Genomic DNA, 22,059 nt, shown 5'->3' with positions numbered 1-22,059 from the left:
GGCGTGGGCCGGGGAGCGTACCCGGCCCCGGGCGGGCGCACCGCCCGCCCGGGAGGGGTACTCGCAGCGGACGAACCGCCCGCCTGCGGTGAGGAAGCGGCGAGCGAACCGCCCGCCTGCGGTACGGAAAGCGGCGGGCGAACCGCCCGCCTGGAGTGGGGGCCTGCCGGGCGCGGCGTGGGCTCCGCACCCGGCAGGTTCGTTGCGCCGCCGGGCCGGGGCGGCGCGGGGAGGAATACCGATGTGAGCAGCGGTGGGCGGCCTGACCATCCCGAGGTGGAAGGTGTGGCCGGGCGGGCGCACCGCCCGCCCGGCCGCCTTACCAGAGGTGCGAGGGGATCAAGAATGCGAGATGACGGGCGCGTCCTGTGCCGTGCCCTCGAGCACCTGACGGTCGTGGCCGGCGCTCCGGGAGATCTCGATGCGGCGGGGCTTGGCCGCCTCGGCGACGGGGATGGTCAGCGTGAGCACGCCGTCCTGCCAGGTCGCGGAGATCTTGTCGAGGTCGAGGCCGTCGCCCAGGGTCAGGCGCCGTTCGAAGGTGCCGGTGACCCGCTCGCGGCGCAGCCACTGCACGTCGTTGTCGGTGCGCGGGGACCGCTCCGCCCGGATCGTCAGGACGTGGTTGTCCACGTCGACCTGGACCGAGCCGGGGTCGACGCCGGCGAGGTCGCAGTGCATGACGAAGTGGTCACCGGAGCGGTACAGGTCCATCGGCATCGCCACGGTGGGGGCGCCGGCGGCACCGGAAGCGGTGCCGAACATCTGCCCGGCCAGGCGGTCGAACTCGCGGAAAGGATCGAAAGTCAGCACCACGGATGCACCTCCTCGTGAGGCCCGCCGGCCGGTCCGGCGGGCGCGTGGCGCTCGGCGATCGGATCAGCTCTGCCGAGGGTCGTGCAGCACGCCCGAGGTGGTTCATCACCGTGGTTGAGCTGCAGCGACAAGTCATTATTTAGCACTGTCGGAGGGTGAGTGCCAAGCCCTTCCGGCAAGATTTTTCCGCCGTCTGCGAGGATCGGCGGCATGACCTCGCTGCTCGACCGGTCCGGCCGCGAATACCCCCTGGGCGAGCCCCGCTGGCGCGGGGACGACGGCTCGCCGCTCATGGTGGCTGCCCTGCCGGGGATCACCCGCGACGACATCGACACGGCCGTACGGTCCCAGTGGCGCTACGCCGCCGCGCTGCCGCCGGGGCTGGGGCGGCCGGTGACGCTCGGCGAGGGGACCACCCCGATGCTGCCGCTGGAGATCGACGGCTCGGTGGTGCACGTCAAACCCGAGTGGTTCAACCCGACGGCCAGCTTCAAGGACCGCGGCACCAGCGTGATGATGTCCGCGCTGCGCCACCAGGGCGTCGGCGAGATGCTGGAGGACAGCAGCGGCAACGGCGGCTCGTCGGTCGCGGCGTACGCGGCGGCGGCCGGCATCCGGGCCACCATCCTGGCCCCGGCGAGCACCTCCCCGGCCAAGATCCAGCAGAGCCGGCTGCACGGCGCCACGGTCGACCTCATCCCGGGCAGCCGCCAGGCCACCGCGGACGAAGCCGTACGCCGCTCCACCTCGACGTTCTACGCCAGCCACAATTGGCACCCGTTCTTCCTGCAGGGCGTCAAGCTTCTCGCGTACGAGATCTGGGAGGACCTCGGGTTCGCCGCGCCGGAAGCGATCGTCGTGCCGTGCGGGGCCGGCAGCCTGGTCCTGGGGATGCACCTCGGCTTCGGCGAACTGCTGGCATCGGGCGCGATCACCCGCCGGCCCCGGCTGCTGGTCGCGCAACCGCGCAACTGCAGCCCGCTCGCGGCGGCCTTCGCCGCCGGAGCCGAGTCGGTCACGGCAGGGGAGTGGAGCCCGACGATCGCGGAGGGTACGGCCATAGCCCGGCCCGTCCGCGACCGAGAGGTACTCGGGGCGGTCAGGGCATCGGACGGCGCCATGACCACCGTGACGGAGACCGACATCGCGGCGGCCACCCGCGAGCTCGCCGCCCGGGGCCTCTACGCGGAACCGACCAGCGCGATGGTCCTGCCGGCCGTGCGAGCCTTCCGCCAGGCCGGTGCGCTGCGGCCGGGCGACACCACGGTCCTGATCCTGACGGGTACGGCGCTGAAGGCCGCCGACGCCGTCTCCCGCCTCCTGGACTGAATCAGCAATTCCCGGCCGGTGGCAGCGTGGCCAGCCTCGTCAGCTGCATCAGCAGCTCCCAGCCGGCGGCAGAGTCGGCAGGATCGTGCGGCTCCGACCCGGACGGGGGTACGCCTCGGCGGCCGCGGCCAGGCGTACGGCATGGTCACGCTGCTTCTGCCAGTGACCGTAGAGCGCGCCCCGCTGCGACAGCCGGTCCACCTCGGAGATCGTCGCCGGGTCCACATCGCCGGGCGGGGCGTCGCGCCACGGCGTTCCGGGCAACGGCATGAACGTGTGGGCATGGATGCGCGCGCCCAGGTCGGCCAGCTCTCGGGCGAGCCGCAGCGAATCGTCGACGTCGTCCCGGTTCTCGCCCGGCATCCCGAAAATCATGTCCACGTTGATCTGGAAGCCCTCCTCGATGCCGAGCCGAGCGGCCCGCTTGACCTCCTCGACCCCGTGCCCGCGCTTGGCCGCGTCGAGAACCCGGTCGGACCCGGACTGCGCCCCCACGATGATGTTGTTGTTGTCGCAGTACTTCTTCACCAGCCGCAAAGCGTCCCGGCTGACATGCTCGGGCCGGATCTCGCTCGGGAACGACCCGAAGAACACCCGCCCGTTCGGCCCGATCCCCTCCCGGCAGCTCGCCAGCAACTCCTCGACCGCGGCCAGGTTCGGCTCCTCGGTCTGGCTGCCGTACGACAGCGCGGTCGGCGTGATGAACCGGACGTCCCGCAGGCCCCGCTCCCGCATCCGATCGACATGCCAGCGAACGTTCGCGACGCTCCGATGCCGGAACCGTGCGGAGAACATGAATGGTGTCTGGCAGAAGCGGCACGAGAAGACACATCCTCTCGTGATTTCCAGAGCGTTGAAACGGTCCCATCTCAAGGAGAAGCCGCGGAAGTCGTCGAGCGGCCGGCGCTCGGGACGGCCGGTCTTGATGATGTCGCCGGCATCGTCGCGGTAGGCCAAGCCGGTGATGCCGGCGGGTTCGCCGACGGCGTCGACGAGCTTGAGGAGGGTGGTTTCTCCTTCGCCGACCGCGGCGATGTCCCAGCCGGCGTCGAGGGTCTGCATCGGCTCGGCGGTGGCGTGGACGCCGCCGGCGATGTGGAGCACGCAGGGGCCGTCCGCGAGCTCACGGATGCGGGCGAGCTCTTCTGCGAGTGCTGCGGCGTCGGGGGAGTAGAAGGACCACAGGACGAGCACCTTGGCGCCGGTGGTGAGCGCGTTCTGGATGTGTTCGGCGGTGGATTCGGGGGTGTCGCCGAAGCGGACTTCGTATCGGGTGGTGGTCTCGTGCTGCTCGAGGGCGCCGAGGAGTACGTGGAAGCCGTACGTGACGGCTTTGCGGTAGCGCAGCACCAGGACCAGGTCAGGACCACTCATCCGGCGATTTTGCCAGTTCGCCGAGGGGGATCTCGACTGCGGGCCGTCGGAGTGTCGGCCGTCGCGAACGGTTCGCTCATGTACGTCGGCGGCCGCCTGATCAGGTGGGTGCTGACCGTGCTTGTGTGGGATTGGCAAGGGCACGCCTGAGACCCGATCGCTTGACGAGGCACTGTTGGACTCCGGATGCGACCGATCTCCGATCGTCACGCCGCAGCTTTCGGCTCAGGCGAGTGCGCTTGCCCAGGCGGCACGCACCATCGGGGGCAGAAGAGTTCGTTCGTCGGCGTCAGCGGACGACGAGGAAGATGGGGCTTGTCGGCCGAATGCAGCCAGCCTCGGGCCCGCAGCCAGGAGAATCATTGCCAGCCGGAGTTACCGGACTCCAACCAGTGCCACGCCGGCGAGTCTTCCGCAGAAACATGGGGTGGACGCGCTCGAGGACGTCTTCGAAGCGGCTCAGTGGACGTTTTCAATCCGAATAGACCTTCTGCGATCTGAGCCCTTCCCTAGCCTAGAGCGGCAGCAGGTCGTGGGCGAGCGCGGCCTTGATGCGTTGCTCTTCCGGTGAGCCCGTCTCGTGGGGGAACCCGCCGTGGGCGAAGGTGTAATTGAGGTACGAGACGAACGGTGTGGTCGTGTCGGAGACGAACAATGCGTCGGTGGAGTCGTCGGGCAGGATGATTCCGTACGGGTCGCCGCCGCTGGTGTTCTCCTTGTGCAGCTGGTCCGGTGCGACGGGCAGCACGAACGGTCCGGGGTCGTCGCGGTCGTCGACAGACTCCTGCCACTGCTCCCACTCCTCAATGATGTAGTCGCGCATCGACGACTCGGGGTACCGCGAACCTTCCAACTCGACGACGAGTGGATCGCCGGACGCTGAGGTCGGCCACTTCGGGTGGGTGCCGACGAGCCAGACATCGCCGACCAGTCGCATCCAGGACAGGACGGTCATCGGGACACTGCCGAACCGTTCCTCGAGCCAGGCTGCGCTGTCGGCCGCCGTGACGGTCGGCGGCATGTGCGGTGTCTGAGAGATCTGCCTGTCGTCGTTGCTGTGGAAGCGGTAGCCGTCGTCGGTGAGCCGCTCGACGATGGTTTCGACGTTCTGCCGGGCGCGGCGGGCCATCTCGTCGCAGACCAGCTGCGCCTCCCGGGCAAGCTCGGGCCTGCTGCGCACCGCAGAACCCAGCTCGCGCAACTCGCGCCAGACCTGTTCGCGCTGACCCTTCTGATAACGACTGAACCACTCCGGTGACGTCATGGCGAAGATCGTGCCGTATCCGTACGTCACTTCCGCGCATGTGGTCGTGGGCCGACTGGCGCAGCGTGACGTCGGCCTCGCGGCGCGGGTCGGCGTCGGTCACGGCCACATGGTCACAATGCGGCGATGACGACCTCGGCAGCCCGGGCGATGAGGGCGTTGTCGTACGTGGCGTCCTTCTCGTCGCGGCTGGACAGCACTGCGAGGACGATCGGCGCGCGGTCCGGGGGCCAGAGCACCGCGATGTCGTTGCGGGTGCCGTAGCCTCCGGAGCCGGTCTTGTCCCCGACGACCCAGCCTTCGGGGACACCGGCGCGGATCAGCTCGCCGCCGGTGGTGTTGGCGCGCAGCCAGCCGGTGAGCACGTCGCGGTCCGCCGGTTCGAGGGCGTTGCCGATGGCGTACGCCTGCAGGTCCTGCGCCATGGCCCGGGGGGTACTGGTGTCCCGGTGGTCGCCGGGAATCGCCTCGTTGAGCTCGGTCTCGTAGCGAACCGGGTTGGTGATCTTGTCGCCGAGTCTGCGCAATTCCTGCTTGAGCCTCTGTGGTCCGCCGAGATGGCGCAGCAGGAGGTTGGCGGCGGTGTTGTCGCTGTACCGCAGGGCTGCGTCGGCGATCGCGCGCAGCGTCATGCCGTCGGCGACATGCTGCTGCGTGATGGGCGAATAGGTCACCAGGTCAGCTGCCGAGTACCGCACCACCTGATCCAGCTCGGTGTCGGTGGTGTCGTCGAGGACCTGCGCGGCGGCCAGCGCCTTGAACGTCGAGCAGTACGCGAATCGTTCGTCGGCCCGGTGGTCGACCGTCCGGCCGGTGCCGGTGTCGATTGCGAAAACCCCGAGGCGTGCGTCGAATCGCTCCTCGAGCTGCCGGAATTCGTGGTCCGGGTCGGCCGCGGATGACGGGTGGACCGTCACCGGGCGGTCCCGTATCGGCTCTTCGGCCGCTTCGACGGTGCCGCACGCGCCCAGCGCCAGCACTGCCACCGCGGCGGTCAGACGGTGTGTCGCAGAAGTCATCCTTGTTCCTTGTCACGTGTGGGTTCGTGTTCACCGACCTGCATCGGGACGACGGCAGCGTGTTCCGGCATTCGGCTGAGGCGCTCCTTCATGCTCCGGTGTGAGGAGGTGTCTGACTGAGGCTCGTCGTCCGTGCTGGTCCTGACTTTCGGGTGCACCACCAGACGGCGGTGGTGATGACGATGACGGTGATGGTGGGGATGAGCAGGTACGGCGTGCCGACTCCGGCTGAGCGGTCCTGGGTTGCACTGCCCAGGTCTTCTCGGAGAGTGATGGCCAGGATGAACGTGAACGTGTTGAGTACGGCGTGGAGCATGACAGCGATCTCCAGCCCGCCGGTGCGCCAGGTGATGACGGCCAGTGCTGTCCAGAGCACGAAGTACCAGACGACGATGTACGGATCTGTTGCGCCGTGGACGGCCGTGAACAGCGCGCTGGAGACCAGTACCCCGGCGATCAGTCCTGCCCGTGGGTCGCGGGTCCAGCTTCCGATGACCCGGAAGATCAGCCCACGTACGCCATATTCCTCGCCCGCCGACTGCAGCGGAGTGAACAGCATCGTGGTGATGAAGAGGGCGATGAGGTCGGTGTGCGACCACGGGAACTCGTCACCGGGCGTGGGGCCGCCGAGGGCGTTGGCGACCAGCCAGGCGGGACCGAGGACGAGCAGGGATTTGCCGAGCAGATCGAAGCGGAACCGCGACGTCACGGAGTGCAGGGAAGCGCCGGGTACGCCGTAGAGCCACCGCTGGATGAGCATGCTCCATGGGACGAGCAGGCCGAGCGAGATCATGGAGCTGGCGTGGGAGAGCGGCGTGTAGTCGGTGCCGCCCAGGATGGGCGGTGTTTTGCCCTGCTGTACGTCGATGAGCGCCGTTGCCCTGCCGATGGCGGTCGGAAAGATGACGAGCCCGGCCAGCAGCAGGGCGATCGCGAGGATGCCGCGCCCGATCCGGCGTTCGTCGGCTGCGAGGACCCGGTGATATTCCACGGCGGCGGGGACTGGCGGCCCGTTGCGGGGTTCGCTCGGAGTCAGCGGCCAGTTCGGCTTCACGGTCGTAGTCATGACGTCCTCGTCTCGGTGTGATCATTTGCCGGCGTGATCGAGCAGGCCGTAGCGCAGGCGAAACGCCCGCTCGGTGCTTGCGAGTGCGGCCCCGACGGCGAGGGCGAAGTTGAGCCAGATCGGCAGGTGCACGGGCGAGTCGAAACGCCCGATCTTCTCGGTGATCGGAGCGATCTCGGAGAGGGGTTCGGCGAGTTGCAGCAGGTTCAAGCCCACGCCGATGCTGAGCAGCAACACCGAGAGAAGACCGAGCGAGCGGCTCAGCGTCGGGTGGTCGCGTGCGATGCGGGCCCGGCGCCCTTCGGCGGAGCGCGGGTCCGGGATGAGTTGGCGCTCCGCGCCGGCGGTGGTGACGTAGTGGCAGCGCTTGATCCCGAAGGCGCTGATTGCCACTTCGATGGTGCCTCCCTCGACCGGGAAGGCCGCCGGGAGCTTGGACTCGGCGTGATGTCTGCCGTCGAGATACAGGTGGGCTCGTGCTTTGCCGCTGCCGGTATCGGAACGGTAGGGAAGGTTGACGGCGTAGACCGTCTGCCGATCATCCGGCTGCGGGAGCGGGAGGTAGAACACGGCGCGGAAGGGCAGCTGCCACCACCGGAGAGGTTTCAACGCCCGTCCGTTCCCGGGCTTGATGCGCTTGGCTGCTCGCCCTTGCCGCCAGTCCCCGACCATGCTTTACCGCCCCTCCTCGATCACCGCTGACCCACTAACACGCTGTACTAGTGACGACGCTAGCACGGCGTACTAGTACGATGTAATAGGAGGTGGCCCATGGCGCAGGACCACAGCGGTATCGGCTCGCGAGAACGGATCCTTGCGGCTGCGGCGGCGATGCTTGCCGAGGATGTGACAGCCACGCTGAGCGTGCGTGCTGTCGCGGCACGCGCCGAGGTGAGCACGGGCTCGCTCAGATTTCACTTTCCGACCCAGCGCGCCCTGCGAGACGCCGTACTCGCCCGAATCTACGGCGGCTTGTTCTCCGACGATCCGATCCAGGATCGATCGCTACCCGCCCGCGATCGACTGGTCAACTGCCTCCGGCAAGTCCTCGCCCCCGCCGGTGTCGGGCAGCAGGCACGCGAGGCGTGGACCAAGGCATACCAGACGTATATCGCGTCCGACCCGACCGACGAGGTGCGCACGGCATATCTCGCCTTGGAGCGGGAAGGCCGGCGCCGTATCGAGTACTGGCTGACGGTGCTCGCCGACGAAGGCGCGCTGCCCGAAGAAGACCACACCAGCCGGGCGAGATTCCTGTCGACCGTCCTCAACGGACTGTCGATCGAACGAGCGCTGCCCGCCGAGGACTCCATCCTGCAGTCCGAGACCGAAACCCTGTATACGGCTGTCGATTGCATCCTGACCGCAAACCAACGCGAGTGAGGACACGGGTGGCGGCCCACTGGAGCCGAGCAGCCCTGCCCGGGCGGGTCGGCTGGCGCACCCATCACCCGGTGCATGGCCATGGCTGCCCTGCGCTGCGCCACCAGGTCCGCGTTGATCACCGGAGATGCTCCGTGGGCGGACCGGCCACCAGGTTGCCGCACCCGGACGGCTCCCGTGCCGGGCGGCGCTGCCCCTGCACGGCCTGTTCGGCGGTGGTGCCGCGGCGCGCGACAACGCCGATGACCTGCCCGTGGTTGTTGATATCGACGGCGGCGCTGTCCATGCCACCGGGCACGGGCAGCAGCCGGTAATCCCCCCGCTGCCACAGGAAGGCGCGCCGGTTGCCGTTGTCGTAGTACGCGGTCCCGATGACCTGGCCATCTCCACCCTCCTCTCGGACGGGCCGATACGGCGGAGGGCGGGCGACCCGAGGTTCTCGCGATGGCCGGTACGTGATCCGGACTGCAACAATGACGGCGTGTCGTCCACAGTGCAGCGCTACGTACTGATTGGTCGCCGGCGTCGTCGGGAGATGGTGCTGGACCTGGCTCGGGCCGCGGTGACCGAGGCAGCGCCGGAGGAGCTACCGCTGTTCGACCGTACCGCCGGCGCCTTGCTGCGTCGCCGTGGCCGGCCGGCTTTCCGGCATCGCGACGTCCTGAGTTCCGGGCTCGAACTCACCTTGCACACGGTGACGGAGGTGGCGCTGGCTGCGGCGTCGGCCGGGGCCGGGGTGTTCCTGGCGACCGGTGTCGAGCAGCTCAGTGCCGGGTTCTGGGGAAGGCTGGCGGGTCGGCTGCGCCGGCGCGGAAGGCGCCGCGCGGCCGGCGACGCCGCTGCCGCCACCACGGTGGCCGCGCTGTCCGTCGCCGACCTCGAGCGGGTACGTGCCGCCGCGAGCCACGCCGCTCGGAGCGCAGGCGTGGCCGAACACACCGCGACTGTGATCGCCGAGGCGATCGTCGGGCGCCTCGTCCTCGGTCGGGGCGCCGGGGCCATCACCGGGCCGATGGTTCCGCCCGCAGGCGAGGCCTCCGCTCCCGACGGCGTGGCGGGGTTGGAGACACCCGGCATCGGCCCTTCGCCGAAGACGGACGGCTGACCGGGATGGCGGCCCCGCCCCTGCACGGCCCGCGCGCCGGGTCGGCAGTGGAGCGGCGGACCGTTCCGGGCACCGGGCCGTGGTCGTCGAGTACCACGGCCCGGTTCGCGGTCCTGGTGATGCTGATGCTGACGGTCACGGCGGGCATCGGATCGCTGTGGCGCGATGCCAGTCAGCCCTGGCTGGACGAAAGCAGCGCCTGCCACCGCTCGCTGGAGGCCATCCGGTACGAACTGATGGGTGACCATCAGCGGCGGGCCGCATTCAATGGGCTCGCTTCGCCGGCCGAGACACCGTGGGCGCCTGCATCAGGTGCCGGCTCACCAGCCGAGCAGGCGACATGGCTGGTGCTCCTTCCCACGCTGACCCGCGAGGAGCTGCGGCGGCGCCAGCCGGAGTGCTTCCGGACACCGCTCCCCTTCGGGGATCGGCTGGAGTTTGCCCTGCCCGCCGCCGTGGCCGCCGCGGGCTTGCTGCTGTACGGATTGATGCCGCACTGGCGGATCTGCAGCCGGCGGCTTCTGCCACTCGCCCGGGTGGCGCCCGCCGAGCTCACTGCGGAGGTACGCAGCATGGCGGCGGATGTCGGCGTGCGCGCCCGGTTTCTGGTGCATCCCGTCGATCCCCGGGTGGACGGGGTGGCGTTCGGGCACGTGGGTCGCCGGTACGTGGCGCTCAACCGGGGGGTGCTCCGGCTGTACCGGGTCGACCCTGACGGCTTCCGGGCCGTGGTCGCGCACGAACTGGGCCACCTGCACAACCGCGATGTGGACCTGGGCGGGCTCACTGTGGCGTTGTGGTACGCCTACCTGCTGGTCGTGGTCGCCCCCACCCTGTTCCTGGTTCCGGACTGGACCGGCACGGAGGATCTCTTCTTCGGTACGCGCTCGGCCAGCCTGGGGGCCTGGCTGCACATGGCCGCTCTCACCGCGGTGATCTACCTCGCCCGTAACGGGGTGTTGCAGACCCGGGAAATCTACGCCGACCGCTTCGCCGCTGCCGCGTATCGCAGGCCGCTCGAACTGCTCCTCCGCCGCGCTGTGGCGGAACACGACGCACCTGTCGGCTGGAACGCCGACGACGTCCTACCCGACCCGCGCACCCGGCGGAGCCCCGGGCACCTGTGGCGGCGCTTCGTCCGTGCCCACCCTGCGCCGACGGACCGGTACATCGCCCTCCAGCGTGACCAGTACCGGTTCGAGTTCAGCCCCGGCGGCATGTTCGCCCTGAGTGTGGCCGTCATGCTGGTGTTGCCGGTCTGGCTGAACGAGACCAGCGTCCAGATCAAGAAGATCTTGCTGGCCCGGGGCGACCTCACCCCGGAGACGATCTGGAGCGAGGGGATGAGCGTGTACCCGGCGCTGGCGATCCTGGTCACCGTGCCGCTGGGCGCCGGACTGGCGGCCGGTGTGGCGCGGATCGCCGCCACCGCACCGCGAAGGCAGGCCGTGCGTCATGCGCTCGCACTGGCACTCGCGTTGGCCGCCGGGCTGGTGATCGGGGAGCTCGTCACGCCTGCCGGCACCCGGCTGGCCCCGCTGAGCCCGTACGCCGACGGCTGGCGATGGACCCTCCTGGTGGCCGCGGGCGCCCTCACCAGCGTCCTGCTGCTCCTGCTCACAGCCTGGTCCTGGCACCGGACGACGCGAGGACGGTGGCCGGGCCCGGCGTCGATCCTGGCCGCCGGCTACGGCGCGACACTGATCACCCTGTGGCTACCGGGGCTGATCGCCGCCCGCTACACCTCGCTCGGCACGCGGGACACCCCGATCTCCCTCCCCGCCCTGATCGACCTCGCCGTGGCATGGCTTCCCGACGGGCTCACCGGTTTCGCCGTACTCGCCGTCGCCGGCATCCCGGCGGCCGGGCTCGTGGCGTCGGTCGGCGCCGCGGTCTGGGGGCGGAGCCACCCGTCCCTGGCGGCCGGCCCGCCGCATCCTCCCGGGCAGCGCGATGAACCACTCACACGTCCCGGCGGATGAGCGCTGCGCCGGCATCTGCCCGATCACTCGGTGAACAGGCTGAGCAAGTCGCCGATGTGCCGGTCCGCTTCGGCGGGGTGGCGGAACCGGCCGGCCGGGTTGACGGTGTACTGATTACGGCGCCCGACGCGTTCGCGGGTGAGGTAGCCGTCGGTTTCGAGGTCCGTGACGATGGCTTGCGCGGCGCGCTCGGTGATGCCGATGGTGTCGGCGACATCGCGCAGGCGCACGGTCGGGTCGCGGGCGATGGCCAGCAGGACGTGGGCGTGGTTGGTCAGGAAGGTCCAGCCCCGTACGCCCGATCCCGAGCTCTTCGCCGCTTCCGGCACCGACATCTCTCGCTCCCATCCGCGTCCGCTCCCGATCAAGGTACCCGGATGAACGCGCACGACGGGACGAGAACGGCGTTGGTGCGCTCTGTTCGGGAGCGGGTGTCGAAGACGGGCGGACGCGGCCGGCCGCCGCGCCTGGACACCCGCCCAGCGGAGTGTGGGCGATCAGGACTCGAAGTACCGGCCCTGCTGCCGTCGGTAACGCCGCCTCGGATCCTGCGACAGCCGCCGCATCGTGAACGCCGTTCCGGCCACGCTGGCCAGCGCGACGACGACGATCAACAGCATCGATGTACCGGTCAACGGCGACAGCGTCTCGGAGTTGGCCGCCGGGGCGACGCGCGCGGTGCTCGCCGTCCCACCGTTGGCGGCTGCCGGCGGTGGTGCCGTCGGCAGCGCGGCGAAGTTCACGATGCCGCTGCTCTCCAGCAGGGTCATGTGCGTCATCACGAACTGGTTGGTGCGCTGCGCCAGCTTGCGGATCGTGTCGTTGCGGGTGCTGGCCCGGATGGTCGCGATGGCCGGGAAGATCTTGCCGTGAGCGGCGCGGAGCCGGTCGATGTAAACCTTGTCGAAGTCCGTTCCCTCGGCGTTGGCCATCTCGTCGAGCCACCCCTGCTGGTCCGAGTTGGGCTCGTCCGGCAGGGGGATGTCCAGCTTCTTCCCGGCGTCACGGACGAATCTGTCCAGAACCCGGTGCTGAGCCGCGATCTCACGCCCGATGGAGCGGATCCGGGGGTCGTCCGATCTCTCCTGCGCCATCTCGCCCGCGGGAATCTCCCACAACCCGGCGAGGCGAACCTTCGTCGCGAAATCGCGGTCGGCGTCCGAGAGATCGCCCCTGCCACGGTCGCTCAGCAGCCCGCTCGGCGGCGCCGGGACGCCGGGCTCCGCCCGTGCGGCCTGTGGATCGAGCAGGGTCGCTGCCACGGCGACCATCGCCGCACCCCAGAGCCAACGACGCCACGACAACATCCCCGGGACGGCCAACACGTGAATCTCCATTCGTGAATTCACAGTCAATGCAGGCTGGAGTACGGACGCCGGCCCGCTCGGGATCAACCCATGTCGGAAGTAGTTGCCAGAGGCGGTCTCACCGGGGGCGGGGTGCGGAAGTGATGCCGCGTTATCACCGGGGAAACATTCGAGATCGCGGGACGAAATAGCAGCTGGCGAGCATCGGACGGGTGACCGTCGACCAGATCGCCGATGCCGGCCCGCTTGCCGGGTTCACCGTGGCCGTGACCGCCGAGCGGCGGCGGGAGGAGCTTTCCGCCCTGCTGGAGCGGCGGGGAGCCCGGGTGGTGGTCGCCCCCGCCATCACGATCGTGCCGTTGCGGGACGACGAGGCCCTGCTGCACGCCACCGAGGCGTGTGTCGGACTGGCGCCCGACATCGTCATCGCCACCACCGGGATCGGGTTCCGGGGGTGGTTGGAGGCCGCCGAGGGCTGGGGGATGGGTGACACGCTGCGGGCCGCGCTGGGGCGGGCCCGGTTGATCGCTCGGGGCGCGAAGCCGTGCGGGGCGATCCGGGCCGCCGATCTGACGGAGGACTGGTCGGCCGCGACCGAGTCGTCGGAGGAGATTCTCGAGCGGCTGCTCGCTCAGGGGGTCGCGGGGCGGCGGATCGCGGTGCAGCTGCACGGGGGGCCGCAGGCCGGCTTCACCGAGGCGTTGCGGGCCGCCGGGGCCGCGGTGGTGGAGGTGCCGGTCTACCGGTGGACGCTGCCGGCGGATGTCGCGCCCGTACGCCGGCTCGTCGGCCAGCTCACCGCCGGGCAGGTCCACGCCGTCACGTTCACCAGCGCCCCGGCCGTGCAGGCCCTGCTCGACATCGCCGGGGAGGCCGCCGGCGAGGTGCTGGAGCGGTTCCGGGGCGGGACCATGGCGGCCTGCGTCGGGCCGGTCACCGCGGCGCAGCTGGTGGAGGAGAAGGTGCCCGTCGTGACGCCGCACCGGTCGCGGCTGGGGGCGCTGGTCAAGGTGGTCACCGACGAGCTGCCGCGGCGGGCCGTCCGGCTGGCCGTGGCCGGTCAGGAGCTGGAGATCCGGGGGCACGCGGTGCTGGTCGGCGGCCGGTTGCAGACGCTCGCACCGGCGGCGATGGCCATCCTCAAGACGCTGGCGTCGCGCCCGGGGGTCGTGGTCTCCAAGGACCGGCTGGCCGAGGCGTTGCCGCGGGGCACCGACGGGCACGCCGTCGACGTGGCGATCGCCCGGCTGCGCACCGCACTGGGCGGCGGTGGGCACATCGAGACAGTGATCAAACGGGGTTACCGGCTGAGGGTGGACGAACCGTGACAGTGCTGCTGGCGGTCGCGCACGGTACGAGGTCCGCGGCCGGCCAGGCGCAGATCCGCGATCTCGTGGACCGGGTCGCGCTCCGCCGCCCGGACGTCGACGTGCGGCTGGCGTACGTGGATGTGCAGCAGCCCCGCGTGGGCGAGGTCGCCGACACCCCGGACGCGGTCATCGTGCCGTTGCTGCTGTCGGCCGGTTATCACGTACGCGTCGACATCGCGGAGGCCGCGGCGAGCACCGGAGCACGAGTTGCGCCGCCGCTGGGCCCGGACCCGGTCCTCGTCGACATCCTCCGGAAGAACCTGCCGGGTGAGGACGCCGTGGTGCTGGCCGCGGCCGGCTCCTCCGATCCGGCATGGCGCTCCGATGTGGACCGGGTGGCGGCCGAGCTCGGCGCCACGGTCGCGTACGCCTCCGGCACCGAGCGCCGCGTCCCCGAGGTCGTCGCCGAGCTGCGGGAGAGCGGCGCCGAGCGGGTGACCGTGGCGGCGTACCTGCTGGCCGAGGGGCTCTTCTACCGGTCGTTGCACCGCGCCGGCGCGGATCGGGTCGCGCCGCCGCTGTGCGAGGACCCGGCCGTCGTGGACCTGGTGCTGACCCGGTACGCCGATCTCACAATGGCCGCCGGCCGGTTGTAGGGATTTGCGTACGCCGGCGCAACGGGGACGCGCCGCTGATCGAAACGCCGCACCAGCACGATCGGTGGCGTGACGGTGACCGAGACCCATTGCCCGTACTGCGCTCTGCAGTGCGGTATCCGGCTGACGCCCGAGATCCCGCGGGTGCGGCTCGAGCCCGCCGAGTTCCCGGTCAACCGGGGCGGGCTGTGCGCCAAGGGCTGGACCGCCGCGGAGCTGCTGGACCACAAGGACCGGCTGCTCACCCCGCTGGTCCGCAAGACGCCGGGGGACCGGACCAGCCCGCTGCGCGAGGCCACCTGGGACGAGGCCCTGCAGCGGATCGTCACCGCGATCCGGGCCGGCCAGGAGAGGTACGGGCCCGACAGCGTCGGCGCGTTCGGCGGTGGCGGGCTGACCAACGAGAAGGCGTACACGCTGGGCAAGTTCGTCCGGGTGGCGCTGCGCTCGGCGTCCATCGACTACAACGGCCGGTTCTGCATGTCCTCGGCCGCGACGGCCGCCAACCGGGCGCTCGGCGTGGACCGGGGGCTGCCGTTCCCGCTGGAGGACCTGGCGAGCGCCCGTACGGTCCTGCTCGTCGGGGCGAACCCGGCCGACGCGATGCCGCCGTCGATGCAGTACCTGGACGCGGGGCGGGCCGAGGGCGCCCGGCACATCGTCGTGGACCCGCGGCTGACGGCGACCGCGAAGGGCGCGTACCGGCATCTGCAACCCCTGCCCGGCACGGACCTGGCGCTGGCCAACGGCCTGTTGCACATCGCGGTCCGGGAGGGCCTGGTCGACGAGGACTACATCCGCGAGCGCACGACGGGCTTCGAGGCGGTCCGCGCCGCGGTCACCTCCTACTGGCCCGAGCGGGTCGAGCGGATGACCGGCGTCCCCGAGGCGCATCTGCGCGAGACGGTCCGCCTGCTGGCGACCGAGAAGCCGGCGATGATCCTCACCGCGCGGGGCGCGGAACAGCACAGCAACGGTACGGACACCGCCCAGGCCTACCTCAACCTCGCCCTCGCGCTGGGCCTGGTGGGCCGGCCGTACTCGGGCTACGGCACGATCACCGGCCAGGGCAACGGGCAGGGCGGCCGCGAGCACGGGCAGAAGGCCGACCAGCTGCCCGGTTACCGCCGCCTCGACGACCCGGCCGCCCGCGCGCACGTCGCGAAGGTGTGGGGCGTCGACCCCGACGAGCTGCCGAAACCCGGCAGGAGCGCGTACGAGATGCTCGACCGCCTCGGCACCGACGGCGGCGTCCGGGTGCTGCTCGTGCTGGCCAGCAACATCGCCGTCTCGGCGCCGCACGCCACCCACGTCATCGACCGGCTGCGCGCCCTCGATCTGCTCGTGGTCAGCGACATCTTCCTCTCCGAGACGGCCGCGCTCGCCGACGTCGTGCTGCCGACCGCGCAGTGGGCGGAGGAGGAGGGCACGATGACCAACCTGGAGGGCCGGGTCATCCGCCGCCGCAGCGCCCTGCCGCCGCCGCCCGAGGTCCGCACCGACCTGCGCTTTCTCAAGGACCTCGCGGACCGCCTCGGGCGCGGCGAGTTCTTCAGCGACGACCCGCGCGAGGTGTTCGAGGAGCTGCGCCGGGCCAGCGCCGGCGGGATCGCCGACTACGCCGGCATCACCTGGGAGCGGGTGGAGGCCGAGCAGGGCGTCTTCTGGCCGTGCCCGAACGAGGACCACCCCGGCACGCCGCGGCTGTTCGCCGACGGCTTCCCGACCCCGGACGGAAAGGCCCGTTTCGTACGGGTCGAGCACCGCGACCCGCACGAGCTGCCCGACCGGAGTTACCCGTACGTCCTGACGACCGGCCGGACGATGCAGCAGTACCAGAGCGGCAACCAGACCCGCCGGATCGCCGCGCTCAGCGTGGCCACGCCGGAGCCCCGCGTCGAGCTGCACCCCGATCTGGCGCGGCGGCACGGCATCGCCGACAGCGACATGGTCGAGCTGCGCAGCCGCCGCGGCCGGGCGTTCTTCCGGGCCCGGCTGAATCCGGGGATCCGCCCGGACACCGTCTTCGCGCCCTTCCACTGGGGCGGCGACAACGCCGTCAACGCCCTCACCGATCCCGCGCTCGACCGGCATTCCCGGATGCCGGCGTTCAAGGCGTGCGCGGTCGCCATCGCGCGTACCCAAGAAGAAGGGAGCTGCTGAGCATGCAGCAACCGCGTCTCGTGATCATCGGCAACGGCATGGCCGGCGCCCGGACCGTCGAGGAGATCCTCGCCCGTGACGGCGGCTTCGCCGTCACGATGTTCGGCGACGAACCGTACGGCAACTACAACCGGATCATGCTCTCCAACGTCCTCGCGGGCGTGGAGGACGAGTCCGGCATCTTCCTCAACGACCTGTCCTGGTACGCCGACAACGGCATCACCCTGCACACCGGCACCCGGATCACGCGCATCGACCGGGCCGCCAAGGTGGTGTACGCCGAGGACGGCAGCGCGACCCCGTACGACAAGCTGATCATCGCCACCGGCAGCCGCGCGTTCGTCCCGCCGATCCCCGGCATCCACCGCCCCGGCCGCGGCTACCACCAGGGCGTCTTCGCCTTCCGCACGCTCGACGACACCCGCGCGATGATCCGGTACGCCCGCGAGCACGAGCGCGCGGTGGTCATCGGCGGCGGCCTGCTCGGCCTGGAGGCGGCCCGCGGGCTGCAGAACCACCTGAGCCACGTGACGCTCGTGCACGCCATGGGCCACCTGATGAACACCCAGCTGGACGCCGAGGCGGGCGCGACCCTGCAGCGCAGCGTCGAGAAGCTGGGCATCGAGGTGGTGGTCGACGCGCAGACCACCGAGATCCTCGGCAAGCACTCGGTGACCGGAATGAAGCTGGCCGACGGCCGGACGATCCCGTGCGACGTCGTGGTGGTCGCGGCCGGCATCCGCGCCAACGCCGACGTGGCGCAGGCCAGCGGGTTGCCCGTCGAGCGCGGCATCGTGGTCGACGACCAGATGCGGGTGCAGGGCGAGGCCGACATCTACGCGGTGGGGGAGTGCGCCCAGCACCGCGGCGAGACGTACGGCCTGGTCGCCCCGCTCTGGGACCAGGCCAAGGTGCTCGCCGACCACATCACCGGCCGGGATCCGCACGCGGCGTACCACGGCTCGCGGATCGCCACCAAGCTCAAGGTCGCCGGCGTGGACGTGGCCGCGATGGGCGTTCAGGCGGCCGAGCGCGACGACGACGAGACGCTGGTGTTCAGCGAGCCGCGCAAGGGCGTCTACAAGAGCATCGTCATCCGCGACGGGCGCCTGGTCGGTGCCACGCTCGTCGGTGACGTGCGCAAGTACGCCTTCCTCATGCAGGCGTTCGACCGCGGGCTGGCGCTGCCGGAGGAGCGCGCCGAGCTGATGTTCGACCTGGGCGGGCCGCCCGCCGAGGTCAGCCCGGCCGAGATGCCCGACGACGCGCAGGTCTGCAACTGCAACGGCGTCAGCAAGGGTGCGATCTGCTCGACCGTGCAGAGCGGCTGCAGGACCGTCTCCGGCGTCATGGACAAGACCCGCGCCGGCAAGGGCTGCGGTACCTGCAAGCCCCTCGTGCAGCGCATCGTCGAGTGGGCGGCCGGCGGCGAGGTCGAGGAGGATCCGGCGGCGAGCTGGTACGTCCCCGGCGTACCCATGCCGAAGCCGGAGCTGATGCGAGCGATCCGCGAGCACGGCCTGAAGTCCGTCTCCTCGGTGTTCGCCACGCTCGTGCCCGGCGGCAAGGAGGACGCCAAGAGCAAGATGGGCCTCGCGTCGCTGCTCAAGATGATGTGGGGCGGCGAGTACGCCGACGAGCGCGACGCCCGGTTCATCAACGACCGCGTGCACGCCAACATCCAGCGCGACGGCACCTTCTCGGTGGTTCCGCAGATGAAGGGCGGCGTCACCACCCCGGCGCAGCTCAAGCGGATCGCCGAGGTGGCCGAGAAGCACGCGGTGCCGATGGTCAAGCTCACCGGCGGGCAGCGCATCGACCTGCTGGGCGTACCCAAGGAGAAGCTGCCGCAGATCTGGGCGGACCTCGACATGCCGTCGGGATGGGCGTACGGCAAGAGCTTCCGCACCGTGAAGACCTGCGTGGGCTCCGACTTCTGCCGCTTCGGCGTCGGCGACTCCACCGCGCTGGGCATCGCGCTGGAGGAGCGCTACCAGGGCATCGAGGGCCCGGGAAAGATGAAGCTCGCGGTGACCGGGTGCCCGCGCAACTGCGCCGAGGCGTACGTGAAGGACCTCGGTGTCGTCGCCATCGACGGCGGCAAGTGGGAGATCTACGTCGGCGGGGCCGCCGGCGCGCACGTGCGCAAGGGCGACCTGCTGGCCACCGTGGACTCGGCCGACGAGGTCATCACGCTCACCGGGCGGTTCCTGCAGTACTACCGCGAGAACGCCAACTGGCTGGAACGCACCTATGCATGGGTCCCCCGGGTGGGCATCGAGCGCATTCGCGAGGTCGTCGTCGACGACGCCGACGGCATCGCCGCCGACCTGGACGCCGCGATGGACGCCTCCGTGGCCGCCTACCGGGACCCGTGGAAGGAACGTGCCGAACCCGTGACACCAGGACAATTCCGGACCTCGCTGCCGCTGGTGTTCCTGCCCCAGGTGCCGGTCCGATGAGCATCCGGCTCGGTTCCGTTCACGACATCCCCCGGGGCGAGGGGCGCACGTACGCCGTCGCCGGGGAGATGGTCGCCGTCTTCCGGCTGCGCGACGGCTCGGTGCGCGCCGTGTCCGCGGTCTGCCCGCACAAGGGCGGCCCTCTCGCGGACGGGCAGATCGACGACGAGGTCGTGATCTGCCCGCTGCACCTGACCGCGTTCGACCTGACCACCGGCTGTGCCCGCGGCGATCTGCCGCCCCTGAAGGTCTACCCCGTCGCCGTCGACGCCGACGACATGCTCGTGATCCCCTCGGAGGTACTGCTGTGAGCGCCACCACGTTGGAACGTCCCGCCGTCAGCGTCCGCGGTCATTGGATCGACGACTGGCGGCCCGAGGACCCGATCTTCTGGGAGCAGCGCGGCGCGGCGATCGCCCGGCGCAACCTCACCTTCTCCATCTTCTCCGAGCACATCGGCTTCTCCGTCTGGACGTTGTGGTCGGTGCTGGTGCTGTTCCTCGGGCCCGCGTACGGCATCGACCCGGCCGGGAAGTTCCTGCTCACCGCGGTGCCCGCGCTGGTGGGGTCGGTGCTGCGGATCCCGTACACGTTCGCGGTGGCCCGGTTCGGCGGGCGCAACTGGACCATCATCAGCGCCTCCCTGCTGCTCGTCCCGGCGGTGCTCGCCGCGTTCCTGATCAAGCCGGGGGTCTCGTACGGCACCCTGCTGCTGCTCGCCGCGGTGGCCGGCGTCGGCGGCGGCAACTTCGCCTCCTCGATGGCCAACATCAACGCGTTCTACCCGGACCGGCTCAAGGGCTGGGCGCTGGGCATCAACGCCGGCGGCGGCAACCTCGGCGTGGCGGCGGTGCAGCTGGTCGGGCTGTTCGTGCTGGCGGTCTTCGGCGCCGGGCATCCCGGGATCGTGGCCGGTATCTACATCCCGCTGATCGTCGTCGCCGCCGCCGGCTCGGCGGTGTCCATGGACAACCTCAGCCAGGCCCGCAACGAGAAGCGGGGCATGCGGGACGCCGCGCGCCGGCCGCACACCTGGATCATGTCGCTGCTCTACATCGGCACGTTCGGCTCGTTCATCGGCTTCGGCTTCGCGTTCGGCCAGGTGCTGCAGGTGCAGTTCGGCGACGTGTTCAGCACGCCGGTCAAGGCCGCGTACCTGACGTTCCTCGGCCCGCTGCTCGGCTCGCTCATCCGCCCGGTCGGCGGGGCGCTGGCCGACCGGCTCGGCGGCGCCCGCGTCACGTTCTGGAACTTCGTCGCGATGGCAGTCGGCGCCGGGATCGTGCTGCTCGCCTCCCAGCTGCACTCGCTGCCGCTCTACCTGGTCGGGTTCGTCGCGCTGTTCGTGTTCAGCGGCATCGGCAACGGCTCGACGTACAAGATGATCCCGCGCATCTTCGCGCTGCAGAACCCGCACGACGAGCACGAGGCCCGCCGCCTCTCCGGTGCGGTCATCGGCATCGCCGGCGCGATCGGCGCGTTCGGCGGGGTGCTGGTCAACCTGGCGTTCCGGCAGTCGTTCCTGGAGTACAAGACGGCCGACGCGGCGTACGTGGCGTTCATCGCCTTCTATGCGCTGTGCGTGCTGGTGACGTGGGCGGTGTACCGGCGGCCGGGCCGCAGCCTCACCGGCGTGTGACGCCGTGCGACTACGATGGCGCGAGCAGATCTCCCGGACGGCTGTCCGCGGGACCTGCTCGCGCCTCGATGTCATGGACGACGGGAGAACGTGGTGGGTACGGACGGCGAGACCTGGCCGGGCGGCGCGGTCCGCATCGACGCGACCAAGCCGCACCCGGCCCGGCGCTACGACTACTGGCTGGGCGGCAAGGACAACTTCCAGGCCGACCGCGAGGCAGCCGAGGCGATCGCCGCGGTCTTCCCGCACATCCGCACCGCCGCCCGCGAGAATCGCGCCTTCATGCGCCGCGCGGTCCGCCACCTCACCGCCGAGGCCGGCATCCGGCAGTTCCTCGACATCGGCACCGGCCTGCCCACCGCGGAGAACGTCCACGACGTCGCCCAGGCCGTCGCCCCGGAATCGCGCATCGTGTACGTGGACAACGACCCGCTCGTCCTCACCCACGCCCGGGCGCTGCTGACCAGCTCGGGAGCGGGCCGCACCGCGTACATCGACGCCGACGTACGCGAGCCCAACGCGATCCTGAACGACCCCGCCGTGCTCGAGACGCTGGATTTCTCGCAGCCCGTGGCGCTGCTCCTGGTGGCGATCCTGCACTTCGTCGAGGACCACGAGGACCCGTGGGGGATCGTGCGGCGACTCTTCGCCGCGATGCCTGCGGGCAGCTACCTGGTGCTGTCGCACGCGACGTTCGACCCGCTCGACCCGGAGACGATCGCGGCGATGAACGCGGTGAACGAGCCGATCAAACCGCGGTTCTCGCCGCGCCCCTGGGCGGAGGTCTCGCGGTTCTTCGAGGGCCTCGAGGTGCTCGAGCCGGGCATCGTCTCGGTGTCGGACTGGCGGCCCGAGCCGGGTCCGCGCCCGACGCCCGCCGAGGCCACCGGCTACGGAGCTGTCGCCCGGGCCCGCTGAGTTCTCGCTTCACACCTCGCGGCGGGCCGGCCCCGCGCTCGGTCCGGTTCGGCATGGCTGTCAACCTGAGTTGACGCATGAGTTCTGTCGACCTGCGGTGACGCCGAAGGCTGGTCTCTTGACCGCCCGAAGAGGGGCGCATAGATTCCTGTCATTGCTTCCGGAAGAACCCCGAAAGTTTCGGACCTGCGTCATCGTCCTCGTCGCAAGGAGTTCCGATGCGTCGTCTTTTGATCTCCCTTTCCGCCGTCAGCGCTGTCGTGCTG

General features: G+C 70.6%; 20 protein-coding genes. 12 read left to right on the top strand and 8 right to left on the bottom strand.

All coding sequences use genetic code 11. The features are described from left to right. Nucleotides 1–339: 339 nt before the first annotated feature. The gene (locus AB0K03_RS23375) at nucleotides 340–816 is read right to left on the bottom strand and encodes an Hsp20/alpha crystallin family protein (RefSeq protein ID WP_364688161.1); all 477 of its coding nucleotides are present in this window, start codon (nucleotides 814–816) and stop codon (nucleotides 340–342) included. Nucleotides 817–1,026: 210 nt separating this feature from the next. Between AB0K03_RS23375 and AB0K03_RS23370 the strand changes: the two genes are divergently transcribed. Then, nucleotides 1,027–2,145 (top strand): pyridoxal-phosphate dependent enzyme, encoded by a 1,119-nt coding sequence (locus AB0K03_RS23370; protein WP_364688159.1) that lies wholly within the window; start codon nucleotides 1,027–1,029, stop codon nucleotides 2,143–2,145. A 48-nt stretch (nucleotides 2,146–2,193) separates the two neighbouring features. On the opposite strand, the gene AB0K03_RS23365 is transcribed toward AB0K03_RS23370, so the two are convergent. Beyond that, nucleotides 2,194–3,519, bottom strand: coding sequence for a TIGR04013 family B12-binding domain/radical SAM domain-containing protein (locus AB0K03_RS23365; protein ID WP_364688157.1), 1,326 nt, complete (start codon nucleotides 3,517–3,519; stop codon nucleotides 2,194–2,196). 514 nt (nucleotides 3,520–4,033) lie between these two features. Next, a complete protein-coding gene (locus AB0K03_RS23360) occupies nucleotides 4,034–4,783 on the bottom strand; it encodes a hypothetical protein (RefSeq protein ID WP_364688155.1) in 750 nt (249 codons plus the stop codon). Between AB0K03_RS23360 and AB0K03_RS23355 the strand changes: the two genes are divergently transcribed. Next, entirely contained in the window at nucleotides 4,782–4,913 is a 132-nt protein-coding gene (locus AB0K03_RS23355; RefSeq protein ID WP_364688153.1) for a hypothetical protein, read from the top strand. The genes AB0K03_RS23360 and AB0K03_RS23355 overlap by 2 nt on opposite strands. On the opposite strand, the gene bla is transcribed toward AB0K03_RS23355, so the two are convergent. The 3 genes from bla to AB0K03_RS23340 form a co-directional block, all read right to left on the bottom strand. Continuing rightward, complete coding sequence (bla, locus tag AB0K03_RS23350) at nucleotides 4,897–5,802, bottom strand: class A beta-lactamase (protein WP_364688151.1); 906 nt, start codon at nucleotides 5,800–5,802, stop codon at nucleotides 4,897–4,899. The two genes, AB0K03_RS23355 and bla, sit on opposite strands and share 17 nt — an antisense overlap. An 88-nt stretch (nucleotides 5,803–5,890) precedes the next feature. Then, nucleotides 5,891–6,868, bottom strand: coding sequence for a CPBP family intramembrane glutamic endopeptidase (locus AB0K03_RS23345; RefSeq protein WP_364688149.1), 978 nt, complete (start codon nucleotides 6,866–6,868; stop codon nucleotides 5,891–5,893). A 21-nt stretch (nucleotides 6,869–6,889) separates the two neighbouring features. Next, nucleotides 6,890–7,540, bottom strand: coding sequence for a hypothetical protein (locus AB0K03_RS23340; RefSeq protein WP_364688148.1), 651 nt, complete (start codon nucleotides 7,538–7,540; stop codon nucleotides 6,890–6,892). Between the two features lie 99 nt (nucleotides 7,541–7,639). On the opposite strand from AB0K03_RS23340, the gene AB0K03_RS23335 reads away from it, so the two are divergent. The 3 genes from AB0K03_RS23335 to AB0K03_RS23325 all read left to right on the top strand — a co-directional run bounded on the left by AB0K03_RS23335 (nucleotide 7,640) and on the right by AB0K03_RS23325 (nucleotide 11,338). After that, nucleotides 7,640–8,251: a TetR/AcrR family transcriptional regulator gene (locus AB0K03_RS23335; protein WP_364688146.1), complete on the top strand. Its 612-nt coding sequence runs from the start codon at nucleotides 7,640–7,642 to the stop codon at nucleotides 8,249–8,251. Nucleotides 8,252–8,378: 127 nt separating this feature from the next. Continuing rightward, nucleotides 8,379–9,356 carry a hypothetical protein gene (locus tag AB0K03_RS23330; RefSeq protein ID WP_364688144.1) on the top strand — a complete coding sequence of 326 codons (978 nt, stop codon included), beginning with the start codon at nucleotides 8,379–8,381 and terminating at the stop codon, nucleotides 9,354–9,356. A gap of 5 nt (nucleotides 9,357–9,361) precedes the next feature. Continuing rightward, nucleotides 9,362–11,338: a M48 family metalloprotease gene (locus tag AB0K03_RS23325; protein WP_364688142.1), complete on the top strand. Its 1,977-nt coding sequence runs from the start codon at nucleotides 9,362–9,364 to the stop codon at nucleotides 11,336–11,338. 23 nt (nucleotides 11,339–11,361) lie between these two features. On the opposite strand, the gene AB0K03_RS23320 is transcribed toward AB0K03_RS23325, so the two are convergent. Together AB0K03_RS23320 and AB0K03_RS23315 are read right to left on the bottom strand one after the other, a co-directional pair. Beyond that, nucleotides 11,362–11,673, bottom strand: a complete 312-nt coding sequence (locus tag AB0K03_RS23320; RefSeq protein ID WP_364688140.1) for a MarR family winged helix-turn-helix transcriptional regulator — start codon at nucleotides 11,671–11,673, stop codon at nucleotides 11,362–11,364. A 162-nt stretch (nucleotides 11,674–11,835) separates the two neighbouring features. After that, nucleotides 11,836–12,609, bottom strand: a complete 774-nt coding sequence (locus tag AB0K03_RS23315) for a DUF4142 domain-containing protein (protein ID WP_364688138.1) — start codon at nucleotides 12,607–12,609, stop codon at nucleotides 11,836–11,838. Between the two features lie 263 nt (nucleotides 12,610–12,872). Here AB0K03_RS23315 and AB0K03_RS23310 point away from each other — a divergent pair, with 263 nt between their 5' ends. From AB0K03_RS23310 to AB0K03_RS23280, 7 genes are all read left to right on the top strand, one after another. Beyond that, complete coding sequence (locus AB0K03_RS23310) at nucleotides 12,873–13,973, top strand: uroporphyrinogen-III synthase (RefSeq protein WP_364688425.1); 1,101 nt, start codon at nucleotides 12,873–12,875, stop codon at nucleotides 13,971–13,973. Beyond that, nucleotides 13,970–14,611, top strand: coding sequence for a CbiX/SirB N-terminal domain-containing protein (locus AB0K03_RS23305; RefSeq protein WP_364688136.1), 642 nt, complete (start codon nucleotides 13,970–13,972; stop codon nucleotides 14,609–14,611). The genes AB0K03_RS23310 and AB0K03_RS23305 overlap by 4 nt, the downstream gene beginning before the upstream one ends. Before the next feature lie 69 nt (nucleotides 14,612–14,680). After that, a complete protein-coding gene (locus AB0K03_RS23300; protein WP_364688134.1) occupies nucleotides 14,681–16,774 on the top strand; it encodes a molybdopterin oxidoreductase family protein in 2,094 nt (697 codons plus the stop codon). A gap of 2 nt (nucleotides 16,775–16,776) precedes the next feature. Beyond that, nucleotides 16,777–19,236, top strand: a complete 2,460-nt coding sequence (nirB, locus tag AB0K03_RS23295) for a nitrite reductase large subunit NirB (RefSeq protein ID WP_364688132.1) — start codon at nucleotides 16,777–16,779, stop codon at nucleotides 19,234–19,236. Then, nucleotides 19,233–19,547 carry a Rieske 2Fe-2S domain-containing protein gene (locus tag AB0K03_RS23290; RefSeq protein WP_364688130.1) on the top strand — a complete coding sequence of 105 codons (315 nt, stop codon included), beginning with the start codon at nucleotides 19,233–19,235 and terminating at the stop codon, nucleotides 19,545–19,547. Before nirB ends, AB0K03_RS23290 begins: the two co-directional genes overlap by 4 nt. Beyond that, nucleotides 19,544–20,875, top strand: a complete 1,332-nt coding sequence (locus AB0K03_RS23285) for a nitrate/nitrite transporter (protein WP_364688128.1) — start codon at nucleotides 19,544–19,546, stop codon at nucleotides 20,873–20,875. The genes AB0K03_RS23290 and AB0K03_RS23285 overlap by 4 nt, the downstream gene beginning before the upstream one ends. Before the next feature lie 93 nt (nucleotides 20,876–20,968). After that, nucleotides 20,969–21,793, top strand: a complete 825-nt coding sequence (locus tag AB0K03_RS23280; RefSeq protein WP_364688126.1) for an SAM-dependent methyltransferase — start codon at nucleotides 20,969–20,971, stop codon at nucleotides 21,791–21,793. Nucleotides 21,794–22,059 lie beyond the last annotated feature (266 nt).

The sequence above is a fragment of the Actinoplanes sp. NPDC049316 genome, from assembly GCF_040677315.1.
Classification (GTDB): Bacteria; Actinomycetota; Actinomycetes; order Mycobacteriales; family Micromonosporaceae; genus Actinoplanes.
This window is presented reverse-complemented; position numbering and strand designations above follow the sequence as displayed.

What these genes read in the sequence shown, in the direction of transcription:
- AB0K03_RS23370 (WP_364688159.1), top strand. Translation starts at nt 1,027, where the DNA reads ATGACCTCGCTGCTCGACCGGTCCGGCCGCGAATACCCCCTGGGCGAG.
- AB0K03_RS23365 (WP_364688157.1), bottom strand. Translation starts at nt 3,519, where the DNA reads ATGAGTGGTCCTGACCTGGTCCTGGTGCTGCGCTACCGCAAAGCCGTC.
- AB0K03_RS23355 (WP_364688153.1), top strand. Translation starts at nt 4,782, where the DNA reads ATGGCGAAGATCGTGCCGTATCCGTACGTCACTTCCGCGCATGTGGTC.
- AB0K03_RS23360 (WP_364688155.1), bottom strand. Translation starts at nt 4,783, where the DNA reads ATGACGTCACCGGAGTGGTTCAGTCGTTATCAGAAGGGTCAGCGCGAA.
- bla (WP_364688151.1), bottom strand. Translation starts at nt 5,802, where the DNA reads ATGACTTCTGCGACACACCGTCTGACCGCCGCGGTGGCAGTGCTGGCG.
- AB0K03_RS23345 (WP_364688149.1), bottom strand. Translation starts at nt 6,868, where the DNA reads ATGACTACGACCGTGAAGCCGAACTGGCCGCTGACTCCGAGCGAACCC.
- AB0K03_RS23340 (WP_364688148.1), bottom strand. Translation starts at nt 7,540, where the DNA reads ATGGTCGGGGACTGGCGGCAAGGGCGAGCAGCCAAGCGCATCAAGCCC.
- AB0K03_RS23335 (WP_364688146.1), top strand. Translation starts at nt 7,640, where the DNA reads ATGGCGCAGGACCACAGCGGTATCGGCTCGCGAGAACGGATCCTTGCG.
- AB0K03_RS23330 (WP_364688144.1), top strand. Translation starts at nt 8,379, where the DNA reads ATGCTCCGTGGGCGGACCGGCCACCAGGTTGCCGCACCCGGACGGCTC.
- AB0K03_RS23325 (WP_364688142.1), top strand. Translation starts at nt 9,362, where the DNA reads ATGGCGGCCCCGCCCCTGCACGGCCCGCGCGCCGGGTCGGCAGTGGAG.
- AB0K03_RS23320 (WP_364688140.1), bottom strand. Translation starts at nt 11,673, where the DNA reads ATGTCGGTGCCGGAAGCGGCGAAGAGCTCGGGATCGGGCGTACGGGGC.
- AB0K03_RS23315 (WP_364688138.1), bottom strand. Translation starts at nt 12,609, where the DNA reads ATGGTCGCCGTGGCAGCGACCCTGCTCGATCCACAGGCCGCACGGGCG.
- nirB (WP_364688132.1), top strand. Translation starts at nt 16,777, where the DNA reads ATGCAGCAACCGCGTCTCGTGATCATCGGCAACGGCATGGCCGGCGCC.
- AB0K03_RS23290 (WP_364688130.1), top strand. Translation starts at nt 19,233, where the DNA reads ATGAGCATCCGGCTCGGTTCCGTTCACGACATCCCCCGGGGCGAGGGG.